Source organism: Herbiconiux gentiana, from assembly GCF_024978135.1.
Lineage (GTDB): Bacteria > Actinomycetota > Actinomycetes > Actinomycetales > Microbacteriaceae > Herbiconiux > Herbiconiux gentiana.
On the sequence record NZ_JANTEZ010000003.1, the window covers coordinates 334,579 to 358,637 of the forward strand.

22 protein-coding genes are annotated in these 24,059 nt (G+C 72.5%); 2 read left to right on the top strand and 20 right to left on the bottom strand.

Features of this window, described 5'->3' with window-relative positions; all coding sequences use genetic code 11:
* Positions 1-25: 25 nt before the first annotated feature.
* From NVV95_RS08675 to add, 9 genes are all read right to left on the bottom strand, one after another.
* Positions 26-1,147, bottom strand: coding sequence for an acyl-CoA dehydrogenase family protein (locus NVV95_RS08675; RefSeq protein ID WP_259486148.1), 1,122 nt, complete (start codon positions 1,145-1,147; stop codon positions 26-28).
* A gap of 49 nt (positions 1,148-1,196) precedes the next feature.
* Entirely contained in the window at positions 1,197-1,937 is a 741-nt protein-coding gene (locus tag NVV95_RS08680; RefSeq protein ID WP_173183599.1) for a GntR family transcriptional regulator, read from the bottom strand.
* Positions 1,934-2,848, bottom strand: coding sequence for an ABC transporter permease (locus tag NVV95_RS08685; protein ID WP_259486149.1), 915 nt, complete (start codon positions 2,846-2,848; stop codon positions 1,934-1,936). The genes NVV95_RS08680 and NVV95_RS08685 overlap by 4 nt, the downstream gene beginning before the upstream one ends.
* Positions 2,845-3,981 (bottom strand): ABC transporter permease, encoded by a 1,137-nt coding sequence (locus tag NVV95_RS08690; protein ID WP_259486150.1) that lies wholly within the window; start codon positions 3,979-3,981, stop codon positions 2,845-2,847. Before NVV95_RS08690 ends, NVV95_RS08685 begins: the two co-directional genes overlap by 4 nt.
* Positions 3,978-5,771, bottom strand: coding sequence for an adenine deaminase C-terminal domain-containing protein (locus NVV95_RS08695; RefSeq protein ID WP_259486151.1), 1,794 nt, complete (start codon positions 5,769-5,771; stop codon positions 3,978-3,980). Before NVV95_RS08695 ends, NVV95_RS08690 begins: the two co-directional genes overlap by 4 nt.
* Positions 5,768-7,375, bottom strand: a complete 1,608-nt coding sequence (locus tag NVV95_RS08700) for an ABC transporter ATP-binding protein (protein WP_259486152.1) — start codon at positions 7,373-7,375, stop codon at positions 5,768-5,770. Before NVV95_RS08700 ends, NVV95_RS08695 begins: the two co-directional genes overlap by 4 nt.
* The gene (locus NVV95_RS08705; protein WP_259486153.1) at positions 7,375-8,397 is read right to left on the bottom strand and encodes a BMP family lipoprotein; all 1,023 of its coding nucleotides are present in this window, start codon (positions 8,395-8,397) and stop codon (positions 7,375-7,377) included. The genes NVV95_RS08700 and NVV95_RS08705 overlap by 1 nt, the downstream gene beginning before the upstream one ends.
* A gap of 101 nt (positions 8,398-8,498) precedes the next feature.
* On the bottom strand, positions 8,499-9,209 hold the full coding sequence (locus NVV95_RS08710) for a hypothetical protein (protein ID WP_259486154.1): 711 nt from the start codon (positions 9,207-9,209) through the stop codon (positions 8,499-8,501).
* Positions 9,206-10,333, bottom strand: a complete 1,128-nt coding sequence (gene add / locus NVV95_RS08715) for an adenosine deaminase (RefSeq protein ID WP_259486155.1) — start codon at positions 10,331-10,333, stop codon at positions 9,206-9,208. The genes NVV95_RS08710 and add overlap by 4 nt, the downstream gene beginning before the upstream one ends.
* Positions 10,334-10,531: 198 nt before the next feature.
* On the opposite strand from add, the gene NVV95_RS08720 reads away from it, so the two are divergent.
* On the top strand, positions 10,532-11,008 hold the full coding sequence (locus NVV95_RS08720; RefSeq protein WP_259486156.1) for a nucleoside deaminase: 477 nt from the start codon (positions 10,532-10,534) through the stop codon (positions 11,006-11,008).
* Positions 11,009-11,050: 42 nt separating this feature from the next.
* Here NVV95_RS08720 and NVV95_RS08725 read toward each other — a convergent pair whose 3' ends face one another.
* Positions 11,051-12,265 carry a metal-dependent hydrolase family protein gene (locus NVV95_RS08725; protein WP_259486157.1) on the bottom strand — a complete coding sequence of 405 codons (1,215 nt, stop codon included), beginning with the start codon at positions 12,263-12,265 and terminating at the stop codon, positions 11,051-11,053.
* A gap of 141 nt (positions 12,266-12,406) precedes the next feature.
* On the opposite strand from NVV95_RS08725, the gene NVV95_RS08730 reads away from it, so the two are divergent.
* Positions 12,407-12,865: a PPC domain-containing DNA-binding protein gene (locus NVV95_RS08730; RefSeq protein WP_259486158.1), complete on the top strand. Its 459-nt coding sequence runs from the start codon at positions 12,407-12,409 to the stop codon at positions 12,863-12,865.
* A 28-nt stretch (positions 12,866-12,893) separates the two neighbouring features.
* Here NVV95_RS08730 and NVV95_RS08735 read toward each other — a convergent pair whose 3' ends face one another.
* The 10 genes from NVV95_RS08735 to NVV95_RS08780 form a co-directional block, all read right to left on the bottom strand.
* The gene (locus NVV95_RS08735) at positions 12,894-13,634 is read right to left on the bottom strand and encodes a creatininase family protein (protein ID WP_259486159.1); all 741 of its coding nucleotides are present in this window, start codon (positions 13,632-13,634) and stop codon (positions 12,894-12,896) included.
* Positions 13,635-13,638: 4 nt separating this feature from the next.
* Positions 13,639-16,179, bottom strand: coding sequence for a sensor histidine kinase (locus NVV95_RS08740; RefSeq protein WP_259486160.1), 2,541 nt, complete (start codon positions 16,177-16,179; stop codon positions 13,639-13,641).
* 33 nt (positions 16,180-16,212) lie between these two features.
* Positions 16,213-16,815 carry a potassium-transporting ATPase subunit KdpC gene (gene kdpC, locus NVV95_RS08745; protein WP_259486161.1) on the bottom strand — a complete coding sequence of 201 codons (603 nt, stop codon included), beginning with the start codon at positions 16,813-16,815 and terminating at the stop codon, positions 16,213-16,215.
* A gap of 33 nt (positions 16,816-16,848) precedes the next feature.
* Positions 16,849-18,918, bottom strand: a complete 2,070-nt coding sequence (gene kdpB, locus NVV95_RS08750) for a potassium-transporting ATPase subunit KdpB (RefSeq protein WP_259486162.1) — start codon at positions 18,916-18,918, stop codon at positions 16,849-16,851.
* Entirely contained in the window at positions 18,918-20,591 is a 1,674-nt protein-coding gene (kdpA, locus tag NVV95_RS08755; RefSeq protein ID WP_259486163.1) for a potassium-transporting ATPase subunit KdpA, read from the bottom strand. Before kdpA ends, kdpB begins: the two co-directional genes overlap by 1 nt.
* The gene (locus NVV95_RS08760; protein ID WP_173183582.1) at positions 20,592-20,681 is read right to left on the bottom strand and encodes a potassium-transporting ATPase subunit F; all 90 of its coding nucleotides are present in this window, start codon (positions 20,679-20,681) and stop codon (positions 20,592-20,594) included.
* Positions 20,682-20,937: 256 nt separating this feature from the next.
* Positions 20,938-22,008, bottom strand: coding sequence for a sulfate/molybdate ABC transporter ATP-binding protein (locus NVV95_RS08765; protein WP_259486164.1), 1,071 nt, complete (start codon positions 22,006-22,008; stop codon positions 20,938-20,940).
* Positions 22,005-22,820, bottom strand: a complete 816-nt coding sequence (locus NVV95_RS08770) for an ABC transporter permease (RefSeq protein ID WP_259486165.1) — start codon at positions 22,818-22,820, stop codon at positions 22,005-22,007. The genes NVV95_RS08765 and NVV95_RS08770 overlap by 4 nt, the downstream gene beginning before the upstream one ends.
* 8 nt (positions 22,821-22,828) lie before the next feature.
* Positions 22,829-23,635, bottom strand: coding sequence for a molybdate ABC transporter substrate-binding protein (gene modA, locus NVV95_RS08775; RefSeq protein ID WP_259486166.1), 807 nt, complete (start codon positions 23,633-23,635; stop codon positions 22,829-22,831).
* Entirely contained in the window at positions 23,635-24,039 is a 405-nt protein-coding gene (locus tag NVV95_RS08780) for a TOBE domain-containing protein (protein ID WP_259486167.1), read from the bottom strand. The genes modA and NVV95_RS08780 overlap by 1 nt, the downstream gene beginning before the upstream one ends.
* Positions 24,040-24,059: the final 20 nt, after the last annotated feature.

Here is a 24,059-nt window from a genome sequence, read left to right on the forward strand (position 1 = left end):
GAGCCGCGAACTGCAAGCGGCACGCTCAGCGCGACCCCAGCACCCACGACCCCACGACCTCCGCGCTGAACGGCACCGAGTACGCCATCAGCGCCCCGGCCTGCGCGTCGCGGAAGATCCGCTGGATGGGCGAGCGCGCGAGGTACGCTCCCCCGCCCCCGACCTTGAGCGCCAGCGCCGCCGCCTTCTTCGCCACCTCGTTCGCGAGCATCTTCGCCTCGGTGGCGGCCGCCATCGCGAGCGGGTCGCGGCGATCGGCGAGCCAGGCCACCTGCTCCGCCACGAGGGTGGCGCCGCGCAGCTCGGTCCAGAGCATCCCGGTCTCGGCCTTCACCCACTGCTCGTCGGCGAGCACAGCTCCGGCAGGGCCCTTGGGCGTCGTCGCCGAAGTCACGAGGGCGTCGACCGCCGACTCGGCGATGCCGATCGAGAGTGAGGCGAAGCCGACCGTAATGAGGTTCGCGTAATCGGCCGGTGGCGGGCCGCAGCGGCGTGACGCCGGCAGCACGGTGCCGTCGAAGACGATGCTGCGGCTGCGAGTGGCCCGCATGCCGATGGTCTGGTCGATCGGCGGAAGGCTCATCGTCGAGTCGCGCGAGACCCCGAAGAACGCTGGGTTGCCGTCGATGCGCACGTTGAGCAGCAGGTGGTCGGCCACCTCGACGCCCGATACGAACAGCTTGCGGCCCGTGAGCGACCAGCCGCCGTCGATCGGGTCGACGTCCTGCTGCGAGGCGAGGAAGTGGTTGCCGCCGGCGGGTTCCGAGAGCGCGTTCGAGAAGCGGTCGCCCGCGCGCAGCCGCTCGGCGAAGAACGCGGCGGCGGGCGGCGGCGACATGGTCACGAGTCCGTGCGCGGCGCCGATGTGCATCAGCCAGACGGCGGCGAGGGCCGGATGCGCGGCCGCGAAGAGACGCACGATCTGCGCGAGGGCGGCGTACGACAGCCCCTCCCCTCCGTGCTCGACGGGCAGGAACGCGGTGTCGAGGCCGCTGTCCGAGATCGCCTGCAGGTGCGCGAGGGGCAGCTCGCCCGACTCGTCGTCGGCGGCGACCGTCGCGGCGAAGCGCGCGGCGAGCGCGGTGGCGATGTCGATCCAGGGCTCCTCCGAGGAGGGCACGGCGACCGGTGAGGGGCGACGGAGCATGGGAGTTCCTTTCGAGGGAGCGAGGAGGATGAGAGAGGAGAACGCGACGCTAGAACTGGTACCGCGCCGTCGAGAACACCTGCGGAGGTCGAATCGTGCGCATGATCGAGTACGACACGGTCTTCGGGTCGTGCAGCTCCCGCGCGTGGAACAGCCGCCGCCCGCTCAGGCCGAGCCCCACGATGTCGAGTGTCAGCACGGGAGTACCCACCGGATGCTCGAACAGCTCGGCATCCTCCTCACCGAGCACCTCGGCCGACGGGGTCGTGATCTCCCACGCGATCGCCTCGCCCCACACCTGCTTGACGGCCGTGTAGATCGAGTCGCCGAGGTCGACCTCGGCCCGCGGGAAGGGCAACGGCATCGTGCCGAACGAGAGCATCGCGACCGAGCCGTCGGCCCGCCAGCGCTTCACGATCCGGGCGGCGGGCCGGCCGGTCTCGGTCATCAGCAGGCCCGCACTCTCCTTCGGCAGCAGCACGTCCGAGATCGACAGCACCTCGACGGTGCTCTCGTATCCCAGCTGCCGCAGCAGGGTGCTGTACTCGAGCTGGTCCTCGAAACGCACGCTCATCCGGGTGGCCACCGGGTCGACCTCGGTGGCGGCGCCCTGCCGGCGCAGCACGATGCCCTGCTGCTCGAGCGAGGCGAGCACGTCGCGCACCTGCTTGCGGGTGATGCCGAGCCGCTCGGCCATCTCCACCTCGCCGGGCAGGGTCGATCCCGAAGCGGCGGCGTCGCGCACGAAGCGCAGCACCCCCGCGAGCACGCGCTGGCTGTCACTGGTCATGCAGGCCTCACTGTCTTGAAGAGCCGTCGCATCTGGCTGCGCGAGGTGATCACGAGCACGACGAGGGTCACCAGGTACGGTAGCGACTGATAGAGCTCGCTGGGCAGCTGCAGCGACGTCGACTGCGACAGCAGGGCGAAGCTCTGCAGGAACGCGAACAGCAGGGCGCCGAGCGCGATGCCGATCGGCCGGCTGCGCCCCATGATCACGACCGCCAGCACGATGTACCCGCGACCGGCGGTGATGTCGGGCGTGAACGAGCCGATGGTGCCGACCGTGATCACCGCGCCACCGAGCCCGGCGAGCGCCCCGCCGATCAGCAGAGCGGATGCGCCCGTGCGCTCCACTCGCACGCCCCGCAGAGCGGCCGAGGCCGGGTCGGTTCCCACGGCCCGCACCGCGAGGCCGAAGCGGGTGAACCGCATCACGGCCCAGGCGACGACGAGCAGCACGACGGCCAGATAGACCAGCGGGCTCTGGCCGAACAGGATGGGGCCGACCACCGGCAGCTCGCTCAGCGGCCCGAGGTCGACGCGGGGCACGGTGGCGACGGCGACGTTGGTCTGACCCGAGGGAACCCAGAGCTGGTAGAGGTAGGTGCTGAGGCCGAGGCCGAGCATGGTGATGCCGAGGCCGATCACGATCTCGTTGGCGTGCAGCCGGTAGACGAGCAGGTTCATCACGACGGCCAGCACCAGGCCGACCAGGAGACCGGCGACGAGACCGGCCAGCGGGCCCGCGAGGCTGCCGGCCCACACGCCGGTGAGGGCGCCCATGATCATCATGCCCTCGATGCCGAGGTTGATCCGGCCCGCCCGCTCGACGAAGCCCTCGCCGATACCGGCGAGCACGAGCGGCGCGGCCAGCGCGAGCGCGCCCGCGATGATCGCGACCCACAGCTCGACGCTCATGCGCGCGCCTCCTCGGCCTCGGCCGTCGCGATCGGGCCTGGAGCATCGGGGCCGTCGGGCGCATCCGCCACCACCGGCTCGGCCGGCGCCACGACGGCGGCCGGCTGCCGCTGGTAGGCCGCGATGCACGCCACGCCCATCAACAACACCCCCTTGATCACCTCGGCGATCGACGACGGCACGGTGCCGGTGGCCGACTGCATGCCCACGGCGCCGGCGCTGAGCGCCGAGAAGAACAGCGCCGCCGCGACGATCCCGATCGGCGCGAGCGCCCCGAGCAGCGCCACCGCGATGCCCGAGAACCCCACCCCGCCCGACACCGAGCTCAGCAGCCGGTCGTTGACGCCGGCCACCTGGATCCAGCCGACCACGCCCGCACCGAGCCCCGAGACGAGCATCGTCGAGTACACCGTGCGGCTGCGGGTCGCACCGAGTCGCAGCGCGAGCTTCGGCCGGCTGGCGAACACGCTCAACCGGGTGCTGGCCGCGCTCCGCTGCCAGACGAGGAACACGACCGCGAGCACGACGACCAGCAGGACGCCCCAGTGCGCCCGGGTGCCGGGGATGAGGCTCGGCAGGCTCGCGGCGTCGGGCAGCTCGTCGCTCTGCGGGGTCGCGGTCTCGGCGTCGGTGGCGAGCCAGGTGCGGAGCGTCCAGCCGAGGAATCCGGCGGCGAGGTAGTTGAGCAGCAGGGTGCTGAGGATCTCGTTCACCCGCCAGCGCACGGTGAGGAAGGCGGGCAGCAGCGCCATCAGCCCGCCGCCGACGGCACCGGCGACGAAGCCGGCGACCCAGAGCAGCAGGGCGGGGGCACCGCCGTCGAGCATCCGGTTGACGGCGAAGACGGCGGCGGTCGCGAAGATCGCTCCGACCACGATCTGCCCCTCGGCTCCGACCGAGAACACGCCGGCCCGCAGCGCGGGGATGAGCGTCAGCGCCACGATCCCGATCGGCACCGCCCCGACGAGCACCTCGCCGATGCGGTACGGCGAGCTCGAGACTCCGTCGACGAGTCCCTGCAGGCCGAGCAGCGGGTCGGCTCCGGCGAACACGATCAGTGCGCCCGCGATCAGGATGATCGAGACGACGACCGCACCCGTGAGCACCCACCGTCGCCGGTCGAGGGCCCTCACGAGCCGCACCGGTCGACGGCTCCGGGAAGCAGCACGTCGACGAAGGACTGCGACGCGGTGTCGATCAGTCCGAGTTCGGTGAGCCCCAGGTCGGGCACGACGTAGAGGCCCACGAACGACAGGATGATGTACGGCGAGGGGATGCGGCAGCCCAGGGCGTGGGTGGCGGCGTGGGCGCGCTGCAGAGCATCCGCCGTCTCTTCGAACGGATCGGCGCTCATCATGCCGCCGACGGGCAGGGCCACCCGGCCGACCACCTCGCCCGAGCCGTCGACCGTGACGAAGCCGCCGTCCATGGCGCGCAGCTCCTCGACGGCTCGGAGCATGGCGGCGTCGTCGACTCCGACGACCGCGATGTTCATGTTCGGGCAGTTCATCGTGATGGCGACGGCGCCCTCACGCAGCCCGAAGCCCTGCACGAAGCCGATGCCGGTCTCGGCCGAGCCGTGGTGCCGGTCGACGACCGCGATCTTGAGCACGTCGGCCGACGGGTCGGGCTGCACGAGGCCGTCGACGATCGGCAGCCCGGCCTCGAACTCGCGCTTGAAGTAGCCCTTGTACATGGCCATCGCGCGCACGCGGGCCTCGTCGCCGGTCGCGGGCACCGCGAACATCGCAGGGTCGAGCAGCTCGGGCAGGTGCACGGTTCCGGATGCCCAGTCCGGCAGTTCGTCGTGGTTCTCGAACAGTGCCCGGCCGTCGCGGGCGGCCACCCGGCCCTCGACGACGACCACCGACGGCCGCACCTCGGCGAGCTCGGGGATGATCTGCAGATCGGCCAGGCGCGACGGGGCGAGGAGCCCCAGCACCTGGTCGAGACGGTAGTACGCGGCGGGCTGAGTGGTGGCCATGCGGTAGGCCAGCTGCGGGTCGACCCCGAAGCGGATGGCCTGGCGGACGTGGTGGTCGATGTGCCCCTCGGTGTGCAGGTCGAGGACGTGTTTGTCGTCGGCGCAGAAGCAGAGGCTGCGGAGCGCCGGGGCGACCCGCTCGAGGTCGGCGAAGATCGGCACCGTATTGTCGGTGAGGGAGGCCCCCATGATCGTGATCATGGCGCCGAGCCGCACGCGTTCGAGCACCTCGTCGACGGTCGCGGAGTTGTGGTCATCGCCGACGCCGGCGGCGAGGTAGCCCCAGAGCGACTCCTCGGTCTGGGCGGCCGTGTGGCCGGTGATGCGGCGGCCGGCCACCAGCGCCTCGCGGAAGCGACCGGTGGAGACCTCGCCGTAGTCGAAGGGGTTGCCCTCGCCGAGGTTGGTGGTGACCGGGTCCCACAGGCGGGCGCGCACGATCTCCTCCGGGATGACCGCGCCGCCGTGCTCCAGGATGGGCGAGGCAGGGGTCGTGGGCGAGACCTGCTGGAAGATGTGCAGCGGGGTGCCGGTGCTGAGCAGGAGGTCCATGCCGCGGGCGCCCCAGACGTTCGCGGCTCCGTTCGGGTCGGTCAGCACGGTGCCCGTGCCGCGGGCGACACTGAGGCGGGCGAGCTCGCCCGGGGTGAGGTTGGTGTACTCGATGTGCAGGTGGGCGTCGATGAAGGTGGGCACGACGTGGGATCCGGTGGCGTCGATCTCCTCGACGTCGGGGCCGGGTGGGACGTGGTTCCAGGGGGTCAGGGTCGCGATATGGCGACCGGCGATGACGACGTCGCGCTCGAGCCACTCCTCGGTGCCGGGCGACTGCACGAGGCCGCCGCGGACGATCAGGTCGGGGCGCTCGGTGCCGGAGGCGACGGCCCGGAGGCGGCCGAGCTCGGCGGCCGTGGGGTAGAGGTCGGTCAGCTCGGTCACGGTGCGGGCTCCTCGGAAATGGCGGGACGGGGCGTGTCATCGGCGGGGAGGCCCGCCATGGCGCGGCCGAGGCGTTCGGTGGTGGCCTCGGCGATGGGCAGGTCGGCGACGATGCGGCCGCCGAACATGACCACGACGCGGTCGGCGACGCCGAGTACCTCCTCGAGGTCGTGCGAGGCCACGAGCACGGCGGCGCCGTCGGCGGCGAGGTCGACGAGGCGCTCGCGGATGGCCTGCGCCGCCCGGAGGTCGAGGCCCTGCGTCGGCCCGTAGGCGAGCACGGCATTCGGGGTCTTCGCGGCGCCGAGCTCGCGGGCGGCGAGCAGCTTCTGCTGGTTGCCTCCGGAGAGGCCGGCGGCGAGGAGCTCGGGGCGGGGCGGGCGCACGTCGAAGGCCGCGAGGCGGTCGGCTGGTGCCGACACGTCATCGGAGCCCTGGGGGCGCGACCGCGCATCCGCTCGCCGGCCCCGGGAACTGGAGTAGACCGCGAGATTCTCCCGGAGGCTCATGGTGGGCACGACGGCGTCGCGGCGGTCCTCCGGGATCCAGGCGAGGCCCGCGGCCCGGAGCGTGCTCGCCGTGGCCCCGCCGCGCTCGGCGGCGGCGGTCGAGGCGCGGCTGCCGGTGATCGTGACGGTTCGGGAACCCTCGAGCGTCACCGTGCCGGAGCGCGGCGGCACGAAGCCGGCGAGCACGTCGAGCAGCAGGTTCTGGCCGCTGCCGGCGACACCCGCGAGGCCGACGACCTCGCCGGCGTGCACCGCGAGGTCGACCCCGTCGAGGCGCGCGTCGCGGGTGGACTGCGCCACGACGGCCTCGGCTCGCAGGGTCACGGCACCGCGGGTGCGGGCTGCGCGAGGGGCGAGCTCGGGCAGCTCCCCCACCATCAAGCGGGCGATCTCGGTCGGCCGCAGCCCGGTCGCCGAGCCGTGGTGCACCTCGAGGCCGTGCGACAGGACGGTGAGGTCGTCGGCCACCTGGCGCACCTCGTCGAGCCGGTGGGTGATCAGCACGATCGCGGTGCCGAGCTCGCAGAGCGAGCGCAGGTGCTCGAACAGCCCGCCCACCTCGAGCGGGCCGAGGCTCGCGGTCGGCTCGTCGAGGATGAGCGTGTGCGCGCCCTCGGCGAGCGCCACCACGATCTCGCCGAGCTGGCGGTGGGAGTGGGTGAGCGAGGCGGTGGGGGCGTCGAGGTCGACCTCGACGCGGGCCCGGTCGAGGGTCGCGGCGAGCAGGGAGCGGGCCGATCGCCGGTTGACGAAAGGCCGCGAGCCGACGACGAGGTAGTTCTCGACGAGGCTGAGCTCCCCCACGAGGCTGAGCTGCTGCGGCACCATGTTGACGCCGCGGCGCTTCGCCTCGGCTCGGTCGCGCGGCACGTAGGGCACCCCGCCGAGACTGATCGCGCCGCTCGACGGCGGCTCGATGCCGGCGAGCACCTTCGCCAGGGTCGACTTGCCCGCCCCGTTCTCGCCGACCAGGGCGTGCACCGCGCCGGGGCGCACCGTGATCGAGACCTCGTGCAGCGCCCGCACCGGGCCGTAGCTCTTGGAGACGGACCGCGCCTCGACGACGCGGCCCGCCTCCTGGGGTGAGATGGTCATCAGCCGATCGTGACGGATCCGTCGTTGATGCCCGCGATGACCTCGTCGACCTTGGCCGCCGCCTCGGCGGGGACCTGTCCGCCGACGTCGTTGATCGGGTCGAAGACGATGCCGCCGTTCGCCAGCGTCGAGGTGACGCCCTTGCCGCCGAAGCCGCCGTCGGCGACCTCCTCGACCCAGGCCTTGACGATCGGGTACATGTCGAGGTCGACGGTCGAGACGTTGTTCGCCAGGGCGGCCTCGCCACCGGCGGAGGACACGCCGACGCTCAGCACCCCGCCGTCGGCGGCGGCCGAGCCGACACCGGCGGCGATGCCGTCACCGGTCGTGTAGACGAGCTTCGCACCCTGACCGATCAGGCCGGTGGTCGCTGCGGCGGCCGCCTGGGCGTCGTCGAAGCTGCCCGCGTAGACGACCGGCAGGAACTGGGCGGCGGGGTTGGCCGCGGTCACGCCCTGCTGGAAGAAGGCGTCGGTCGCGGTGACGAAATCGAGCTCCAGGCTCTCGACGCGGCCGATCGGAGAGGCACCGGTAGCGCCCGCGATGTAGCCCGAGAGGTAGCCGACCTCGGGGGTGCTGTAGGTCCACGTCTCGACGTTGTCGGTGTACTTCTCGAGGATGTCGGGGCCGCCCGACGCGGTGAACTTCACGTCGGGGAAGGTCTCGGCGACCGAGAACACGGCGTCTCCGAGCTCGATGCCGTGGCCGATGATGAGGTCGTAGCCCTGGCTGGCGAAGTCGGCGATGACCGGCTCGCTCTCGGCCGGGTCGCTCATCTGATCGCGCAGCTCGTAGTCGATCAGCCCCTCGTCCTTCAGCTTCTCGAGCGCATCCGCCAGCGACTGGTTGAAGGCGCCGTCGTTCGTATTGCCCGGGGTCAGCGCACCGACCTTGATGACGTCGTCGGCGGCGGGGGTGGAGGAGTTGCTCGAGGCCGACGAGCCGGAGCTGCAGCCCGCGAGGGCGAGTCCGGCGACGGTGATCAGGGCGGCGGCCGGGAGGAGGGAGGCGCGGCGTCTCATGGTGGTCCTTTCGAGGATGCGATGCAGGGGTGGGGGTGGTGCGGGGTGGTGGTGCTCTGGGGTGGTGGTGCTCTGGGTGGTGCGGCGCGCCGGGGCGCGGGTCAGCGTGCCTCGTCGACGAGACCCTCGGCGAGGGTCGGTCCGACGAAGGCGGCGCTGTCACTCGACCAGTGACCGAGCAGGGCGCCCGTCGCGGTCGAGAAGCAGGGGTCGAGGGTCGCCACGGTGGGCGGGTCGAGGGGGTGCAGCGCGGCGTCCGACACGCAGACCACCGGATGCCCGTGCAGCGTCCTGGCGACTCCCCACTCGGGCAGCTCACCTCGACGTTCGGCCGCGAGCAGCGCCGCCTGGGACAGGAAACCGCGGAGGCCGGGGTCGTCGGCGCAGCGCTCGGGCGCTTTCGTGCATCCGTCGACCCAGCGGATCGTGCCGTCGGCGTCGAGGTGCACCGAGCTCGACTGGACGCCGAGCGGGCTGTCGCCCTGGGCCACGACGTCGATGGTGAGGGCGTAGTCGTCGCCGCTGCGGGTGGAGGTGATGTGCTCGACGTACAGGGGCTCTGACTTGGTGCCGGTGACGCGGTAGGCGTCGGGCCAGGTGGCGAGGAGCGGGGCGAGCGCGATCGCGGAGCCGTCGGTTGCGGTGGCGGCGGCCGACGCGGTGACCGCGGAGGTGGCAGTCGGGGTGGCGGCCGTGGGCGCCTCCGCGCGCGACGGGGCCGCCGCCAGCACCACGACGGAGACGAGCGCGATCGCGCCGAGACCCAGGGCGAAGGCCGCCGGTCGCGGGGCGCCGGTCGGAAGCGGGATCATGGCGTGCCTCCGGGCGCCGCGCCCGCGAGCGCGGGGGTCAGCAGCTCGAGCTCGGCCAGCAGCTCCCGCTTGAGATCGTCGTCGGCGAAGGAGGCGCGGATGGACTCGGCGGCGAAGCGGGCGAGCTGCGCGCGGTCGAAGCCGTAGACCTCCGCGGCGACGGCCCAGTCCTCGTCGATGGTGCAGGCGAGCGGCGCCGGGTCGTCGGTGTTGAGCGTCACCCGCACGCCGGCCTCGACGAGCCGGGGCAGCGGATGCGCGGCCCAGTCGGCGTAGAGGCCGAGCGTGACGTTCGAGCGAGGGCAGACGCCGAGCGGGACGTCGTCGTCGATCAGCCGCTGGATGAGGGCCGGATCCTCGATCGAGCGCACGCCGTGGTCGATGCGCTCGGCGTGCAGGAGGTCGAGGGCGTCCCAGACCCCCTCCGGCCCGCTCGACTCGCCCGCGTGCACCGTGCGGCGGAGTCCCGCCGACTCGGCGAGACGGAAGGCGCCGCGGAACTTCTCGCCGGTGCGGCCGCTGGCCTTCTCGTCGCCGTCGACGCTCACGGCCACCACGCGGGCCGGGCGACGGGAGACGAGATCGCCGATCAGCTGCTCGGCCTCGGCCGCGCTCTGGCCGCGGAGCAGCGAGTACGCGATGTTCGCGGAGCCCAGGCCGTCCTGCTCGGCCTCGTCGAAACCGGCGGCGAGCGCCTCCATGAGGGCGATCTCGCGTCCGCGCCAGGCGTTCCAGTGCGTCGGGTTGACGATGACGTCGGAGTAGCGCACGCCCGAGGCCGTCTGCCGGGCGGCGAAGGAGTAGGCCACCCGCGCGGCCTGCTCGCCGCTGCGCACCAGCCCGCACTGCCAGTCGAGGAAGCGGAGGAACCCGCTCAGTCCCGCACCGCCGACGCCCTGCGCGGTGCCGCCGGTGCTCACCTCGGGGCGGGTGAAGCCGTCGTGGGTACTGACGTCGAAGATCGTGGCGGCCGGGCCGGGGAGGGCGACGCCGTTCTCCTTCGCGAGCCGCAGGATGTCCCCGAGCGCGAAGGTGCCCTCGAGGTGCACGTGCACCTCGGCCTTCGGCAGCAGCCGGATCTCCTGCTCGTCGATTCGAGCGGGAGCGGCGTCGGAGTGGAGCATTCTGGCCTTTCGGGGAGGCGGCGGCACGGTCGGAGCCGCGATGTTCCAGCAGGCTAACCGCCCGTCGCGACTTGTTCACAAGTTGTACGGGAGATGTAGCAGGACCGTAACGCCGCCGTAACACTTCGTCGTAATCCCGCGGTTCGTCTACACTCGCTGTGATCTGTCCAACCGTCTTGTGTACATGTGGAGCCGCCCGTGAACGACACCGATACCCGACTGCTGCGCGCGAGTCTGCGCGTCGCGGCGGAATCCCGCGAGTCGGGCCGCCACCCCTTCGGCGCCCTAGTCATCGACGCCGAGGGCACGATCGTCGCCGAGGCCGGCAACGACTCCCTCCCGCCCACCGGCGACCCCACCCAGCACGCCGAGCTGCGCGCGGTCGCGCTCGCGTTCCGCCGGCTCGGCGCCGAGGGCATGGCCGGCAGCACGCTCTACACGAGCGCCGAACCGTGCGCGATGTGCTCGGGCGCCGTCTACTGGACGGGCGTCGACCGCGTCGTGTACGCCCTCTCCGAGCACCGGCTGCTCGAGCTCACCGGCGACCACCCCGAGAACCCGACCTTCTCGCTCCCCTGCCGCGAGGTCTTCGCCCGCGGCCAGCGCCGCATCGACGTCTCGGGCCCGCATCTCGAGGACGAGGCGTCGGTCGTGCACGAGGACTTCTGGGTATAGTCTCCGCAGGCCGACGCGACCGCCGGGCACACTGTGACCCGGTCAGGCGCCGGGCAGCCGGCCCGCCAGCACGCGTCCGCGCGCCACGACCGCGACGATGCGGTCGGGCGTGAGTGCGTCGAGGTCCTCCCACGGGCGGCCCCGCACGACGACGAAGTCGGCGGCGAGCCCCTCCGCGAGGCGCCCGAGCCGGTCGCCGAGGCCGAGCGCGGCGGCGGCGTCCGAGGTGGCGGCGACCAGCGCCCGCGAGGCGTCCCACCCGAACAGCCGGCTCATCGCCCGCAGCTCGTCGAGCTGGCTGCCGTGCCGAACGAATCGGCCGTTCGCATCCGTGCCGAGCACGAACCGCACGCCGGCGCGAGCGGCCTCGCGGAAGGCCTCATCGCGCCCGGCAACGACCGCCCGCGCCTTCTCGGCCGCCTCGGGGCGGATGCCCGGCCCCCCGGCCGCGACCAGGTCGTTGATCAGCAGCGTCGGGCTCACCGGGATGGCCGCCTCGACCAGCGCCGGGAACTGCTCCGGGGTCATCCCGGTGCCGTGTTCGATCGAGTCGACACCCTCCTCGAGGGCGATCGCGATTCCCTCGGCCGTGTGGCTGTGGGCGGCGACGAGCATGCCCAGCGCGTGCGCCTCGTCGACCGTCGCCGCGATCTCGGCCCGCGTCTGGTTGCGCCAGCCCACCTGGTCGCCCATCGAGAAGATGCCGCCGCTGGTGTAGAGCTTGATACCCGTCGCACCCTCCCGCGCCCACTGCCGCACGAGCCGCCGGCACTCTTCGGGCGAGTCGGCGACGGGCGGACGGTCGCGCACCCGCGGCGGCGTGAAGAGGTCGCCGTGGCCGGCGGTCATGCCGACGGGGCCGCTGGCGAGCAGGCGCGGGCCTTCGAGCACGCCCTGGTCGAGGGCCCGCGCCACCGCGATCTGCACGGAGGAGGCGGCGAGGTCGCGCAGCGTCGTCACCCCGTGCGCCGCGAAGCGCAGCGTGTGCGCGGCCACGTGCAGCGCCTTCTCCTCGGGCGGGGTGACGAGCGGCCAGGCGTCACCGGGGCCCAATCCGTCGAGCACGTTCGTGTCGAGGTGCACGTGGGTGTCGATGAGTCCCGGGATGACGCTGAGCCCCGGGTGGCGGTCGTCGGCGGGGGCGAGTGCGGTGATGCGGTCGGGGCCGCGGTCGCCGGGCGTCGTCCACGCGAGGCGGGACGGTCCGAGCATCCGCTCGCCGTTCCACACCGTGATGCCGTCGAGCGTGCCGTCCATCGGGTTCCCCTCGTTCGGGCGCCTCGCCGGCGCTGGCACCACCCTAGCCACCAGCGGATCGGCGGCCGAGCGGAGCGCGCGGCCTGAGCACAGGGCACCGCCCGGGCGGAACGGGGTGCCGGCACCTGCGAGAATCGACGGATGTTCGGTAGCGAAGCGGTCACGGGCCGCACGATCCTCGTGGTGCTCGAGCCGGGCGACGGCGTGCTCGAGGCGCTGGTGCAGGCGTGCATCCGCTTCGGGGTGACCGACGGCTACGTGCCGGTGTTCCTCGGGGCCTTCCGCGAGCTCACGCTGATCGGCGCGGGCGAGCCGCCGGCCGACGAGGACGAGCCGATGCCCGAGTCGATCACCGTGCGCAACTGCGAGGGCCAGGGCACGGCGACCGTCGCACGCGGCTCCGACGGCCCGCTCGTGCACCTGCACGCCTCCGTCGGCGCGAAGGGCGACTCGGCGCGAGCGCACTCGGGGCACGTGCTGTCGGGCGTGGTGCAGTACCCCACCGAGGTCGTGCTGGTCGAGCTGCTGTCGCCGACGATGGAGCGGCGGCCGAACGCGCGGGCGCGGGGGCTCGCGACCCTCACGTTCCCGCCCGAGTGAGCGCGGCCGGGCATCCGCTCTTCGTCGCTCAGGCGGAGATCGCGGCCAGGTGCCCGTCGATCTCTTCGATCGAGCGCTCGACGACGTAGGCGATGATCGCCTCGCCCTTGGCCGCGGTCGCAGGCCGTGGGTCGCCGAAGACGCCGCTCGGCGAGAGGGTGTCGAAGCGGATCGGCCGCCGCCCGAAGTCGGCGGGCAGCTCGGGGTAGGCGGCGACGAAGCGGTCCGGATGCACGAGCCGCGGTTCGAGGGCCAGCACCATCGAGGTCTCGATCTCGTCGGCGTGGCAGAGACCCGGTGCCGCCCAGGCGGTCTCCTTCACGGTGTCGCCGATCTCGGCGAGCCCCGGATAGTCCAGCACCAGCGTGTCGAAGCCACCGATCGAGAGCTCGCGGGCGGCCGCGTGCACGGGTGCACGGTTGCCGTAGTCGCCGTTCATGACGACCAGCGTCGTCACGCCGGACGACTGGGCCGAGAGGCCGATGTCGCGGCAGATCGCGGTGACGGTCGAGGCGGCCAGGGAGATCGTGCCGGGGAAGCCGCCATTGTCCCACGTCTCGCCGTAGGGCACGGCCGGCAGCAGCAGAGCCTCGTAGTGGCGGGCGATGCGCTCGGCGACGCCGGCCGCCTGGATCGTGTCGGTCGAGAGCGGGAGGTGCGGCCCGTGCTGCTCGAGCGCACCGAACGGCAGCACGGCGAGGGTGCGGCCGGAGTCCAGGTGCTCTCGCACGTCGGTCCAGCTGGCGGCGGCGAGTTCGGTCATCGGCATGCGGTCACAGTACAGCCGCCGCCTGCAGCGCCACCACGAACGTCGACCCCCCGCCCGGTGTCTCCTCGTATTCGAGCGTGCCGCCCATTCCCTCCACGAATCCCTTCGACAATGCCAGCCCGAGCCCGAGCCCGGTCGTGTTGTCGGTGTCGCCGAGCCGCTGGAAGGGCACGAAGATGTCCTCGCGGCGGTCGATGGGCACCCCCGGGCCCCGGTCTATCACCCTGATCTGCACCCCCGACAGGAACGCCGACGCCGCCACCACCACCGGCCCCGACGACGGCGCGTGCTTGAGGGCGTTCGCGAGCAGGTTCACCAGCACGCGTTCGAGCAGCACCGGATCCGCGCGCATGGCCGGCAGTTCGGCGGGGAGGTCGAGCTCGACGGCGGACGGCCCGACGTCGAGCTCCTCCAGGGCGGCGGGCACGACGTCGAGCAGGTCGACGTCCGCGAGGGTCACGGCGAGCGCCCCCGCCTGCACCCGGCTGACGTCGAGCAGGTCGGTGAGCAGCCGGGTCAGCTGACCGAGGCTGGTCTCGGCGGTGTCGAACAGCTCCTCACGATCGGCCGGGGTCAGGATGCCCGTCGTGCTCCTCAGCCCGGTGAGCGCCGCCGTGGCGCTGGCCAGCGGTCGGCGGAGGTCGTGGCCGACGGCCGCGAGCAGCGCGGTGCGCACCCGGTCCGCAGCGGCGAGCGGGGCCATCTCCCGGGCGGTCTGCTCCAGGTCGGCGTTCTCGAGGGCCGAGGCGAGCTGGGTGACGATGATGCCGAGCAGCCGCCGATCCGACGACTGAAGTGGGCGCCCGTGCAGCTCGAGCACGGCCCGCTCCCCCACCGGCACCCGGTCGACCGGCCCGTCGAGAGGCGAGCCCGACGAGTCCGGCGAGTCCGACGAACCCGCCGAAGCACTCGACACCGCAGGCTCCCCGTCGCTCGCCAGCACCCGCTCCCCCACCACGATCCGCACCCCCGTCAGCCCGAACGCCTCCCGCGTGCGGGTCACGAACGCCTGCAGCGCGTCCTGCCCTCGCAGCACCTCCCCCGCGACCCCGGCGATCAGCTCCGACTCCGCCGCCGACCGCCGCGCCGCCCGCGACCGCCGGGCCGCCTGGTCGACCACGATCGACACCAGCACCGCGATCACGATGTAGAGCAGCAGCGCCAGCAGGTGCAGCGGCTCGTCGACGGTCACCGTGTAGAGCGGGTCCACGAAGAAGAAGTCGAGCGTCACCCCCGACAGCACCGCCGCGAACAGCGCCGGCCAGATTCCGCCCACCAGCGCGACCACCACCACGAGCAGCTGGTATGCCAGCACGTCCGACGTGATCGAGTCGTCGCTGCGGAACGTCGTCAGCAGCCACGTCAGCAGCGGCCCGAACGCCAGCGCGATGGCGGTGCCGAGCACCCGGCGCCGCGTCGTCAGCGATCCCCCGATCTCGGGCAGGCGCATCCTGAGCCGCCCGCCCGCCGCGGCATGGGTGACGATGTGCACGTCGATGTCGCCCGACTCGCGGATGACGGTCGCCCCGATGCCCGCCCCGGTGACCAGCGCGGCGAGCCGGCTGCGACGCGACACCCCGATCACGAGCTGCGTGGCGTTCGAGGCCCGCGCGAACTGCACGAGCGCCTCGGGGATGTCACTGCCGACGACCTGGTGGAACGTGCCGCCGAGGCTCTCGACGAGCGCGCGCTGGGCGGAGAGGGCGGCCGGGTCGATGGAGCGCAGACCGTCCTGATTGGTGACGTGCACCGCCAGCAGCTGGCCGCCGGCCGACCGGGCCGCGATGCGGGAACCGCGCCTGAGCAGCGTCTCCCCCTCCGGGCCGCCGGTCAGGGCGACGACCACGCGTTCGCGCGCCTCCCACTTCTGGCCGATGCCGTGCTCGCTGCGGTAGCGCTGCAGCGACGAGTCGACTTCGTCGGCGAGCCAGAGCAGCGCGAGCTCGCGTAGCGCCGTGAGATTGCCGAGCCTGAAGTAGTTCGACAGCGCGGCGTCGATCCGAGCCGCGGGGTACACGACCCCGGCCGACAGCCGGTCGCGCAGCGCCTGGGGCGCCAGGTCGACGACCTCGATCTGGTCGGCGTCGCGCAGCACGGCATCCGGCACGGTCTCGCGCTGCGGCACCCCCGTGATCTGCTGCACGACGTCGTTGAGCGACTCGATGTGCTGGATGTTCACCGTCGAGATCACATCGATCCCCGCATCCAGCAAGGTCTCGACGTCGCGCCAACGCTTCTCGTGGGCGAGACCCGGCGCGTTGGTATGGGCGAGCTCGTCGACGAGGGCGACCTGGGGCGCCCGGGCGAGCACCGCGTCGAGGTCCATCTCCTCGAGCTCGACGCCGCGGTGGGCCACGCGCAGCCGCGGCACGATCTCGAAGCCGAGGGTCATGGCGCGGGTGGCGGCGCGGCCGTGGGTCTCGACCACCGCCACCACCACGTCGCGCCCCTCGGAGCGCAGCCGCCGCCCCTCCTCGAGCATCGCGTAGGTCTTGCCCACGCCCGGGGCGGCCCCGAGCAGCACCCGCAGCCGTCCCTGCTTCATGCGATCGAACTCGTCATGACTGGCACCGGATGCTCAGCCCTCGAGCTGCGACAGCGCGACGTTCAGCTGCAGCACGTTGACGGTGGGCTCCCCGAAGAACCCGAGGTCGCGACCCTGGGTGAACGAGTCGACGAGCGTCTGCACCCTCGCCACGGGGATGCCCCGGGCATCCGCCACTCGGGCGACCTGCTCGTTCGCGTAGGCCGGGCTGATGTGCGGGTCGAGACCCGAGCCCGAGGTGGTCAGCGCGTCGACGGGGATGTCGGCGGGGTCGACGCCGTCGCTCGCGGCGATGGCGGCCTTGCGGGCCTCGATCTCCGCGATGAAGTCGGGGTTCTCGGGCCCGTAGTTGCTCGCGACCGAGGCCGAGGCGTCGTAGCCGGCCGCCGAGGGGCGCGACTGGAACCACTGGGGCAGGGCCTCCCCGTCGGCGTCGGTGAACGACTGGCCGATCAGCGACGAGCCGGCCGGCTCGCCGTCGACGGTCACGATGCTTCCGTTGGCCTGGGCGGGCAGCGCGAGCTGTCCGATGCCGAGCACGGCGACGGGGTAGGCGATGCCCAGCACGACCGTGGCGACGATCATGTAGCGGAGGGCGACCCAGTAGGGGCGGGCGAACCCGCGGGTGGAGGCCATGGTGATGTCCTGTCTGTAGGAGGTCGGGGTGGGCTAGAAGCCCGGGATGAGGCTCACGACGAGGTCGATGATCTTGATCCCGATGAAGGGGGCGATCACGCCGCCGAGGCCGTAGACGAGGATGTTGCGGGAGAGGATGCGCGACGCCGACATGGGCCGGTACTTCACCCCGCGCAGCGCGAGCGGGATCAGCGCGATGATCACCAGCGCGTTGAAGATCACCGCCGACAGGATGGCCGAGGCCGGCGAGTGCAGGCCCATGATGTTCAGCAGCCCGAGCCCCGGGAACACCGCGGCGAACATCGCCGGGATGATGGCGAAGTACTTCGCCACGTCGTTCGCGATGGAGAACGTCGTCAGGGCGCCGCGGGTGATCAGCAGCTGCTTGCCGATGGCCACGATGTCGATGAGCTTCGTGGGGTCGGAGTCGAGGTCGACCATGTTGCCGGCCTCCTTCGCGGCGCTCGTACCCGTGTTCATGGCCACGCCGACGTCGGCCTGGGCGAGGGCCGGGGCGTCGTTGGTGCCGTCGCCGGTCATCGCGACCAGTCGGCCGCCCTCCTGCTCCTGGCGGATCAGCGCCAGCTTGTCCTCGGGCGTCGCCTCGGCCAGGTAGTCGTCGACCCCGGCCTCCTCGGCGATCGCCTTGGCCGTCAGCGGGTTGTCGCCCGTGATCATGACGGTACGGATGCCCATCGAGCGCAGCTCGGCGAAGCGCGACGCCATGCCCTCCTTGACGATGTCCTTGAGGTAGACGACGCCGAGCAGCCGGGCCGGAGCACCGGGCTCGCGCACCGCGACGACGAGCGGGGTGCCGCCGAGGCTCGCGATGCGGTCGGTCGACTCCTCGAGCTCGGCGAAGAGCGTGCTGCCGGCGGTGCCGGTCTCCTTCGCCCAGGCGGTCACGGCCGAGCCGGCGCCCTTGCGGATCTGGCGGCCGTCGGCGAAGTCGACACCGCTCATGCGGGTCTGTGCGGTGAACGGCACGATCTCGCCGTCGACCGACGCGGGCCGCTCGAAGCCCTGGGTGGCGGCCAGGTCGACGATCGACTTGCCCTCGGGGGTCGGGTCGGAGAGGGACGACAGCGCCGCCGCCTCCCGCAGCTCGTGGGCGAGCACACCGTCCAGCGTGCGGAACTCCGCGGCACGACGGTTGCCGTAGGTGATCGTTCCCGTCTTGTCCATCAGCAGGGTGGTCACGTCGCCCGCTGCCTCCACGGCGCGACCCGACATGGCGAGCACATTGTGCTGCACGAGCCGGTCCATGCCGGCGATGCCGATCGCCGAGAGCAGGGCGCCGATGGTGGTGGGGATGAGGCAGACGAGCAGAGCGACCATCACGGCGATGGAGGGTGCGGCATCCGAGTACCCGGCGATGGGGCCGAGGGTGAGCACGACGATCAGGAACACGATCGACAGGCTCGCCAGCAGGATGTTCAGCGCGATCTCGTTCGGCGTCTTCTGCCGCGAGGCGCCCTCGACCAGGCGGATCATGCGGTCGACGAAGGTCTCGCCGGGCTTCGAGGTGATGCGCACCACGACGCGGTCGGAGAGCACCCGGGTGCCGCCGGTCACCGCGCTGCGGTCGCCGCCCGATTCCCGAACCACCGGGGCGGACTCGCCCGTGATGGCCGACTCGTCGATCGACGCGATGCCGTCGACGATGTCGCCGTCGCCCGGGATCAGCTCGCCGGCGACGACCACCACGGTGTCGCCGAGCGTGAGGTCGGCCGAGGCGACCTGCTGCGTGGAGGCCCGCAGCGCGGCGGGATCGCCTGCCGGGTCGTAACCGACGACCTTGGCCGCCATCGTGCTGGTGCGGGTGGAGCGGAGCGTCGCGGCCTGCGCCTTGCCGCGGCCCTCGGCCACCGATTCGGCGAGGTTCGCGAACAGGACGGTGAGCCAGAGCCAGACGGCGATCGCCCAGGTGAAGGCGAGCGAGTCGGAGCCGCCGACGAACGGCTGCGCGATGGCGAGCACCGTGGTGAACGCGGCGCCGACCTCGACGATGAACATGACGGGGTTCCGCCACATCAATCGAGGTGAGAGCTTGCGGAGCGCCCCGGGGAGCCCGGCGGCGATCTGACTGGGGAGGTTGGACATTACTGAAGCCCTTCGGCGAGAGGTCCGAGTGCGAGCACGGGGAAGTAGGTGAGGGCTACGACGATGACGATCACGCCCACGAGGAGGCCCACGAACTGCGGGCGATGGGTCGGCAGGGTGCCGGCCGTGACGGGCACCTTGCCCTGCGCGGCCAGCGAACCGGCCAGCGCGAGCACGAGCACGATCGGGATGAACCGGCCGAACAGCATCGCGAGGCCCAGCGCGGTGTTGAACCACGGGGTGTTGGCGGTGAGGCCGGCGAACGCCGAGCCGTTGTTGTTCGCCGCGCTGGTGAAGGCGTAGAGCACCTCGGTGAAGCCGTGCAGCCCGGGGTTCCAGATCGACGTGCTCTCCACGTCCTCGCGGATCGGCGGGATCGCGAAGCTGAGCGCCGTGCCGACCAGCACGAGGGTGGGCGTGGCGAGGATGTACAGGCTCGCCAGCTTGATCTCGCGCGGGCCGAGCTTCTTGCCCAGGTACTCCGGGGTGCGTCCGACGAGCAGCCCGGCGATGAACACGGTGATCACCGCGATGATCAGGATGCCGTAGAGGCCCGCCCCGATGCCGCCCGGTGCGATCTCGCCGAGCATCATGTTGAACAGCGTCATCATCCCGCCGAGCGAAGTGAAGCTGTCGTGCATCGAGTTCACGGCACCGGTCGAGGTGATCGTCGACGTGGTGGCGAACAGGGTGGACGCGGCGATGCCGAAGCGCTGCTCCTTGCCCTCCATCGCGCCGCCGGCGAGCTGCGGGCCGGTGCCGGCGCCGCCGATCTCGAAGGCGGTGAGCGCGGCGAGCGAGGCGACGAACAGCACGCCCATGGCGGCGAGGATGGCGTAACCCTGGCGGGTGTCGCCGACCATCTTGCCGAAGGTGCGGGGCAGCGAGAACGGGATGGCGAGCATGAGCACGATCTCGAACAGGTTCGTCCAGGGCGTGGGGTTCTCGAACGGATGCGCGGAGTTGGTGTTGTAGAAGCCGCCGCCGTTGTTGCCCAGCATCTTGATGGCCTCCTGCGAGGCCACCGGCCCGCCGGGAACCGTCGCACTGCCGCCGGTGAGGGTGGTCACGTCGGTGAAGCCGTTGAAGTTCTGGATGACGCCGCCCGCGATCAGCACGACCGCCGACACGACCGCCAGGGGCAGCAGGATGCGGAGGGTGGCGCGGGTCAGGTCGACCCAGAAGTTGCCGATGGTGCCCGTGTTGCGGCGCGCGAAGCCGCGCACGAGGGCGATGGCCACGGCGAGCCCGACACCGGCCGAGACGAAGTTCTGCACGGCCAGACCGGCGATCTGCACGGTGTAGCCCAGCGTGACGTCGGGTGAGTACGACTGCCAGTTGGTGTTCGCCACGAAGGAGGCGGCCGTGTTGAACGACAGCCCCTCGGGCACGGCGGGGAAGCCGAGCGAGTACGGCAGCACCGCCTGCAGGCGCTGCAGGGCGTAGACGAACAGCACGCCGATCAGCGAGAAGGCGAGCACACCGCGGAGGTAGGCCCCCCAGCTCTGCTCGGAGTCGGGATCGACCCCGACGACGCGGTAGAGACCGCGCTCGACGCGGAAGTCCTTGGCGGAGGTGAAGGTCCAGGCGAGGTAATCGCCGAGAGGGCGGTGGATGACCGCGAGCACGAGGACGAGGGTCGCCAGTTGGGCGACCAGGAGCCAGGCTTCCATCTAGAATCTCTCCGGCTTCACGAGGGCGACCACCAGGTACGCCACACCGGCGACACCCAGCAGCGCGGCGGCGAGTTCGAGCACGATCACAGCTTCTCGACCCCCTTCGCGACGAGGGCGACGACGCCGAAGGCGGCGAGGATCGCGACGATATAGATCACGTCGAGCACGGTGTTCTCCATCCGACAGGCGCCCCGGATGGGCGCGCGGTACGGATGAGAGTGTGCTCGCCGGCGAGCGCGGTTCCGGCGGTCCTAACGCTTTCCTGACGGGCCGCGCCCGGGCTCGTGCGAATTCCTCACGCGATCCCTACACCGGGCCGCGTGAGCGAGGTGTTCCGGATGCGCTAGAGCGGGTACGCGGTCGTGTCGTCGGCGGCGAACGAGAACCACACGGTCGCCCCGGGTGCCAGGTCGAGCTCGGCCGCTCGGCGGGGTGTCACGTCGGCGGCGAGGGCGCCGGCGCGCACCCGCACCACGTCGCCGCGCGGCTCGACGTCGGTGACGCGGCCCGGCAGGCGGGACGACGTGCGGGGCTCGACGGCGCTGAGGGCGACCGCGGCGGGCCGCACCGCGACCGCGACCGCGGCGCCGTCGACGACCCGCTCGACGAAGCGCACGTCGACGAACTGACCCTCCGCCGTGCGGACGCCATCGCGGTGCGCCGTGCCCGTGATCAGGTTGACACCGGTGAGCCCGGCGGCGAAGGCGGTGCGGGGGCGTTCGAGCACCGCGGCGGTGGGGCCGGAGTCGACGACCCGCCCGGCGTCGAGCACGACCACCCGGTCGGCGAGGGTGAAGGCGTCGAGCACGTCGTGGGTGACGATCACGGCGCTGCGCCCGGCCAGCACGGCACGGAGCGTACGGCGGAGGGCGGGCGCGACCGAGACGTCGAGGGCGGCCATCGGCTCGTCGAGCAGCAGCAGCGCCGGGTCGGCGGCGAGCGCCCGGGCCACGGCGATCCGCTGCGCCTGCCCGCCCGACAGCTCGGCCGGGCGCCGATCGGCGAGCTCGATGGCGTCGACCCGCTCGAGCCAGCTCCTGGCGTGTGTGGCGGCCTCCGCGCGCGAGCGGCCCCGCGCCCGAGCGCCGAAGGCGACGTTGTCGAGCACGGTCAGATGCGGGAAGAGCAGGGCCTCCTGCGCGAGCAGCGCAATACCCCGGGCGTGCGGGGGCACCCAGGGGCCTCGCCCCGGCCGCCCGCCGGCGGCACCACCGCGGCCCTGCAGGTCGAACAGCACGCGATCGCCGAGCCGCGCCCGCCCCGAGTCGGGCCGAAGCAGCCCGGCGGCCACGGCGAGCAGCGTCGACTTGCCCGATCCGTTCGGACCGAGCACGGCGACGGTCTCTCCCTCGGCGACCTCGAGCGCCACCGAGACGTCGCGCTCGGCGACGCGCGCGTGCAGCTCGAAACTCATCGCGCCCGCCGCCCCGGGCGGAGGCCGGCGGGCTCGCCGGCGCGGTGCGCGACGGCCACGACGACGACGGCGACGACGACCAGCACCAGCGAGAGGGCGACCGCCGCATCCGGATCGGTCTCGCGCTGCAGGTAGATCTCGAGCGGCAGGGTGCGCGTGACCCCCTGCAGCGAGCCGGCGAATGTCAGCGTCGCGCCGAACTCCCCGAGCGCGCGGGCGAACGACAGCACCGCGCCCGAGACGAGGGCCGGCAGCACGAGCGGCAGGGTGACGCGACGCAGCACCGTGGTGGGCCGGGCGCCGAGGGTCGCGCCGACCGCCTCGTAGCGCGTGCCGACCGTGCGGAGCGCCCCCTCGAGACTCAGCACCAGGAAGGGCAGCGCCACGAAGGTCTGCGCGAGCACGACCGCGGTGGTCGAGAACGCGATCGTGACACCGAACGCCTCGAAGCCCTGCCCGAGCAGCCCGCGTCGGCCGAAGGTGTAGAGCAGCGCGATGCCCCCGACCACCGGCGGAAGCACGAGCGGCAGCAGCACCAGAGAGCGCAGCACCTTCTGCCCCCAGAACCGGGTGCGCGCGAGCACGATCGCCATCGGCACCCCGAGCAGCACGCACAGCGCCGTCGAGGTCAGCGAGGTGCGGAGGCTCAGGCCGAGCGCGTCGAGCGACGACTCCGAGGTGATCAGCGGCACGAACTCCGCCCAGTTCACCCGCAGCAGCATCGCCACGAGCGGCAGCAGCACGAAGGCCGCGCCGAGCGCGGCGACGACCGCCACCCAGCGCGGCACCCCGCCGTACGTGCTCCCCGCCATCGTGTCGCCTAGGGGGCGCCGAAGCCGGCGGCGGTCAGCACGTCGCGTCCGGTCGACCCGGTGACGAGCGCGACGAAGGCCTGGGCGGCCGCCTCGTTCTGGGACCCGGCGACCGGCGCGATCGGGTAGGTGTTCACAGCTTCAGCCGCCTCGGGGATGTCGACTCCCTCGACCGCGTCCCCGGCGGCGACGACGTCGGTGACGTAGACGAGCCCGGCGTCGGCCTCCCCGCTCGTGACCTTGCCGAGCACGTCGGTGACCGAGGACTCCTCGCTGACCGCGGGGATCGTCACCCCGGTGGCCGTCTCCAGCGTCGCGGTGGCCGCCCCGCAGGGCACCTGGGCGGCGCAGATCACGGTGCGCACGGCCGGATCGGCGAGATCGGCGAAGGCCTCGACCGTCCCGGGGTTGCCCGGCGGCACGGCGATGGTCAGCACGTTGGTGGCGAAGTCGACCGGTGCGCCGGCGTCGACGAGCCCGGCGTCGGTGAGCTTCGCCATGTTCTTCTCGTCGGCCGAGGCGAACACGTCGGCCGGGGCGCCCTCGGTGATCTGGGTGACGAGGTCCGACGATCCGGCGAACGAGAGCTCGACGGTGACTCCCGGATGCGCGGCCTCGAACTCCTGGGCCAGCTCGGTGAACGTCGCCTTCAGCGACGCGGCGGCGAACACGGTGATCGAACCCTCGAGGGAGTCTGCCGTGCCGCTCGAGGCGGCGGACGGGGCGGCGTCACCCGACGGAGCCGCCTGCCCCGCGCATCCGCTCAGCAGCAGCAAGGCGGCTGCGGCCAGCACCGCCGTCGTGGCGCGGCGCATCAGGCCCGCCCGCCCGGGGTCTCGACCAGCACGGTCGTGGCCTTGACCACCGCGATGGCGACCGAACCGGGCTCGAGCCCGAGCTCGCGCACCGCCTCGCTGCTCATCAGGGAGACGATGCGGTGCGGACCGCACTGCAGCTCGACCTGCGCCATCACCGTGTCGGTGACGACGTCGGTGACGATGCCCACGAGGCGGTTGCGGGCGGAGCGGCCGATCTCGGAGGGGTCGGCCGGCAGCACGGCGTTGCGGCGGGCGAGCTCAGCCATCGCCAGGGCGTCGACGACGCCGCGACCCGCGTCGTCCTTGCCGCTCGCGAGCAGGCCGCCGTCGATCCAGCGGCGCACCGTGTCGTCGCTCACGCCGAGGTACGTTGCCGCGTCTTTGATCCGTATCTGCGTCACAGATCGGATTCTACTGCCGG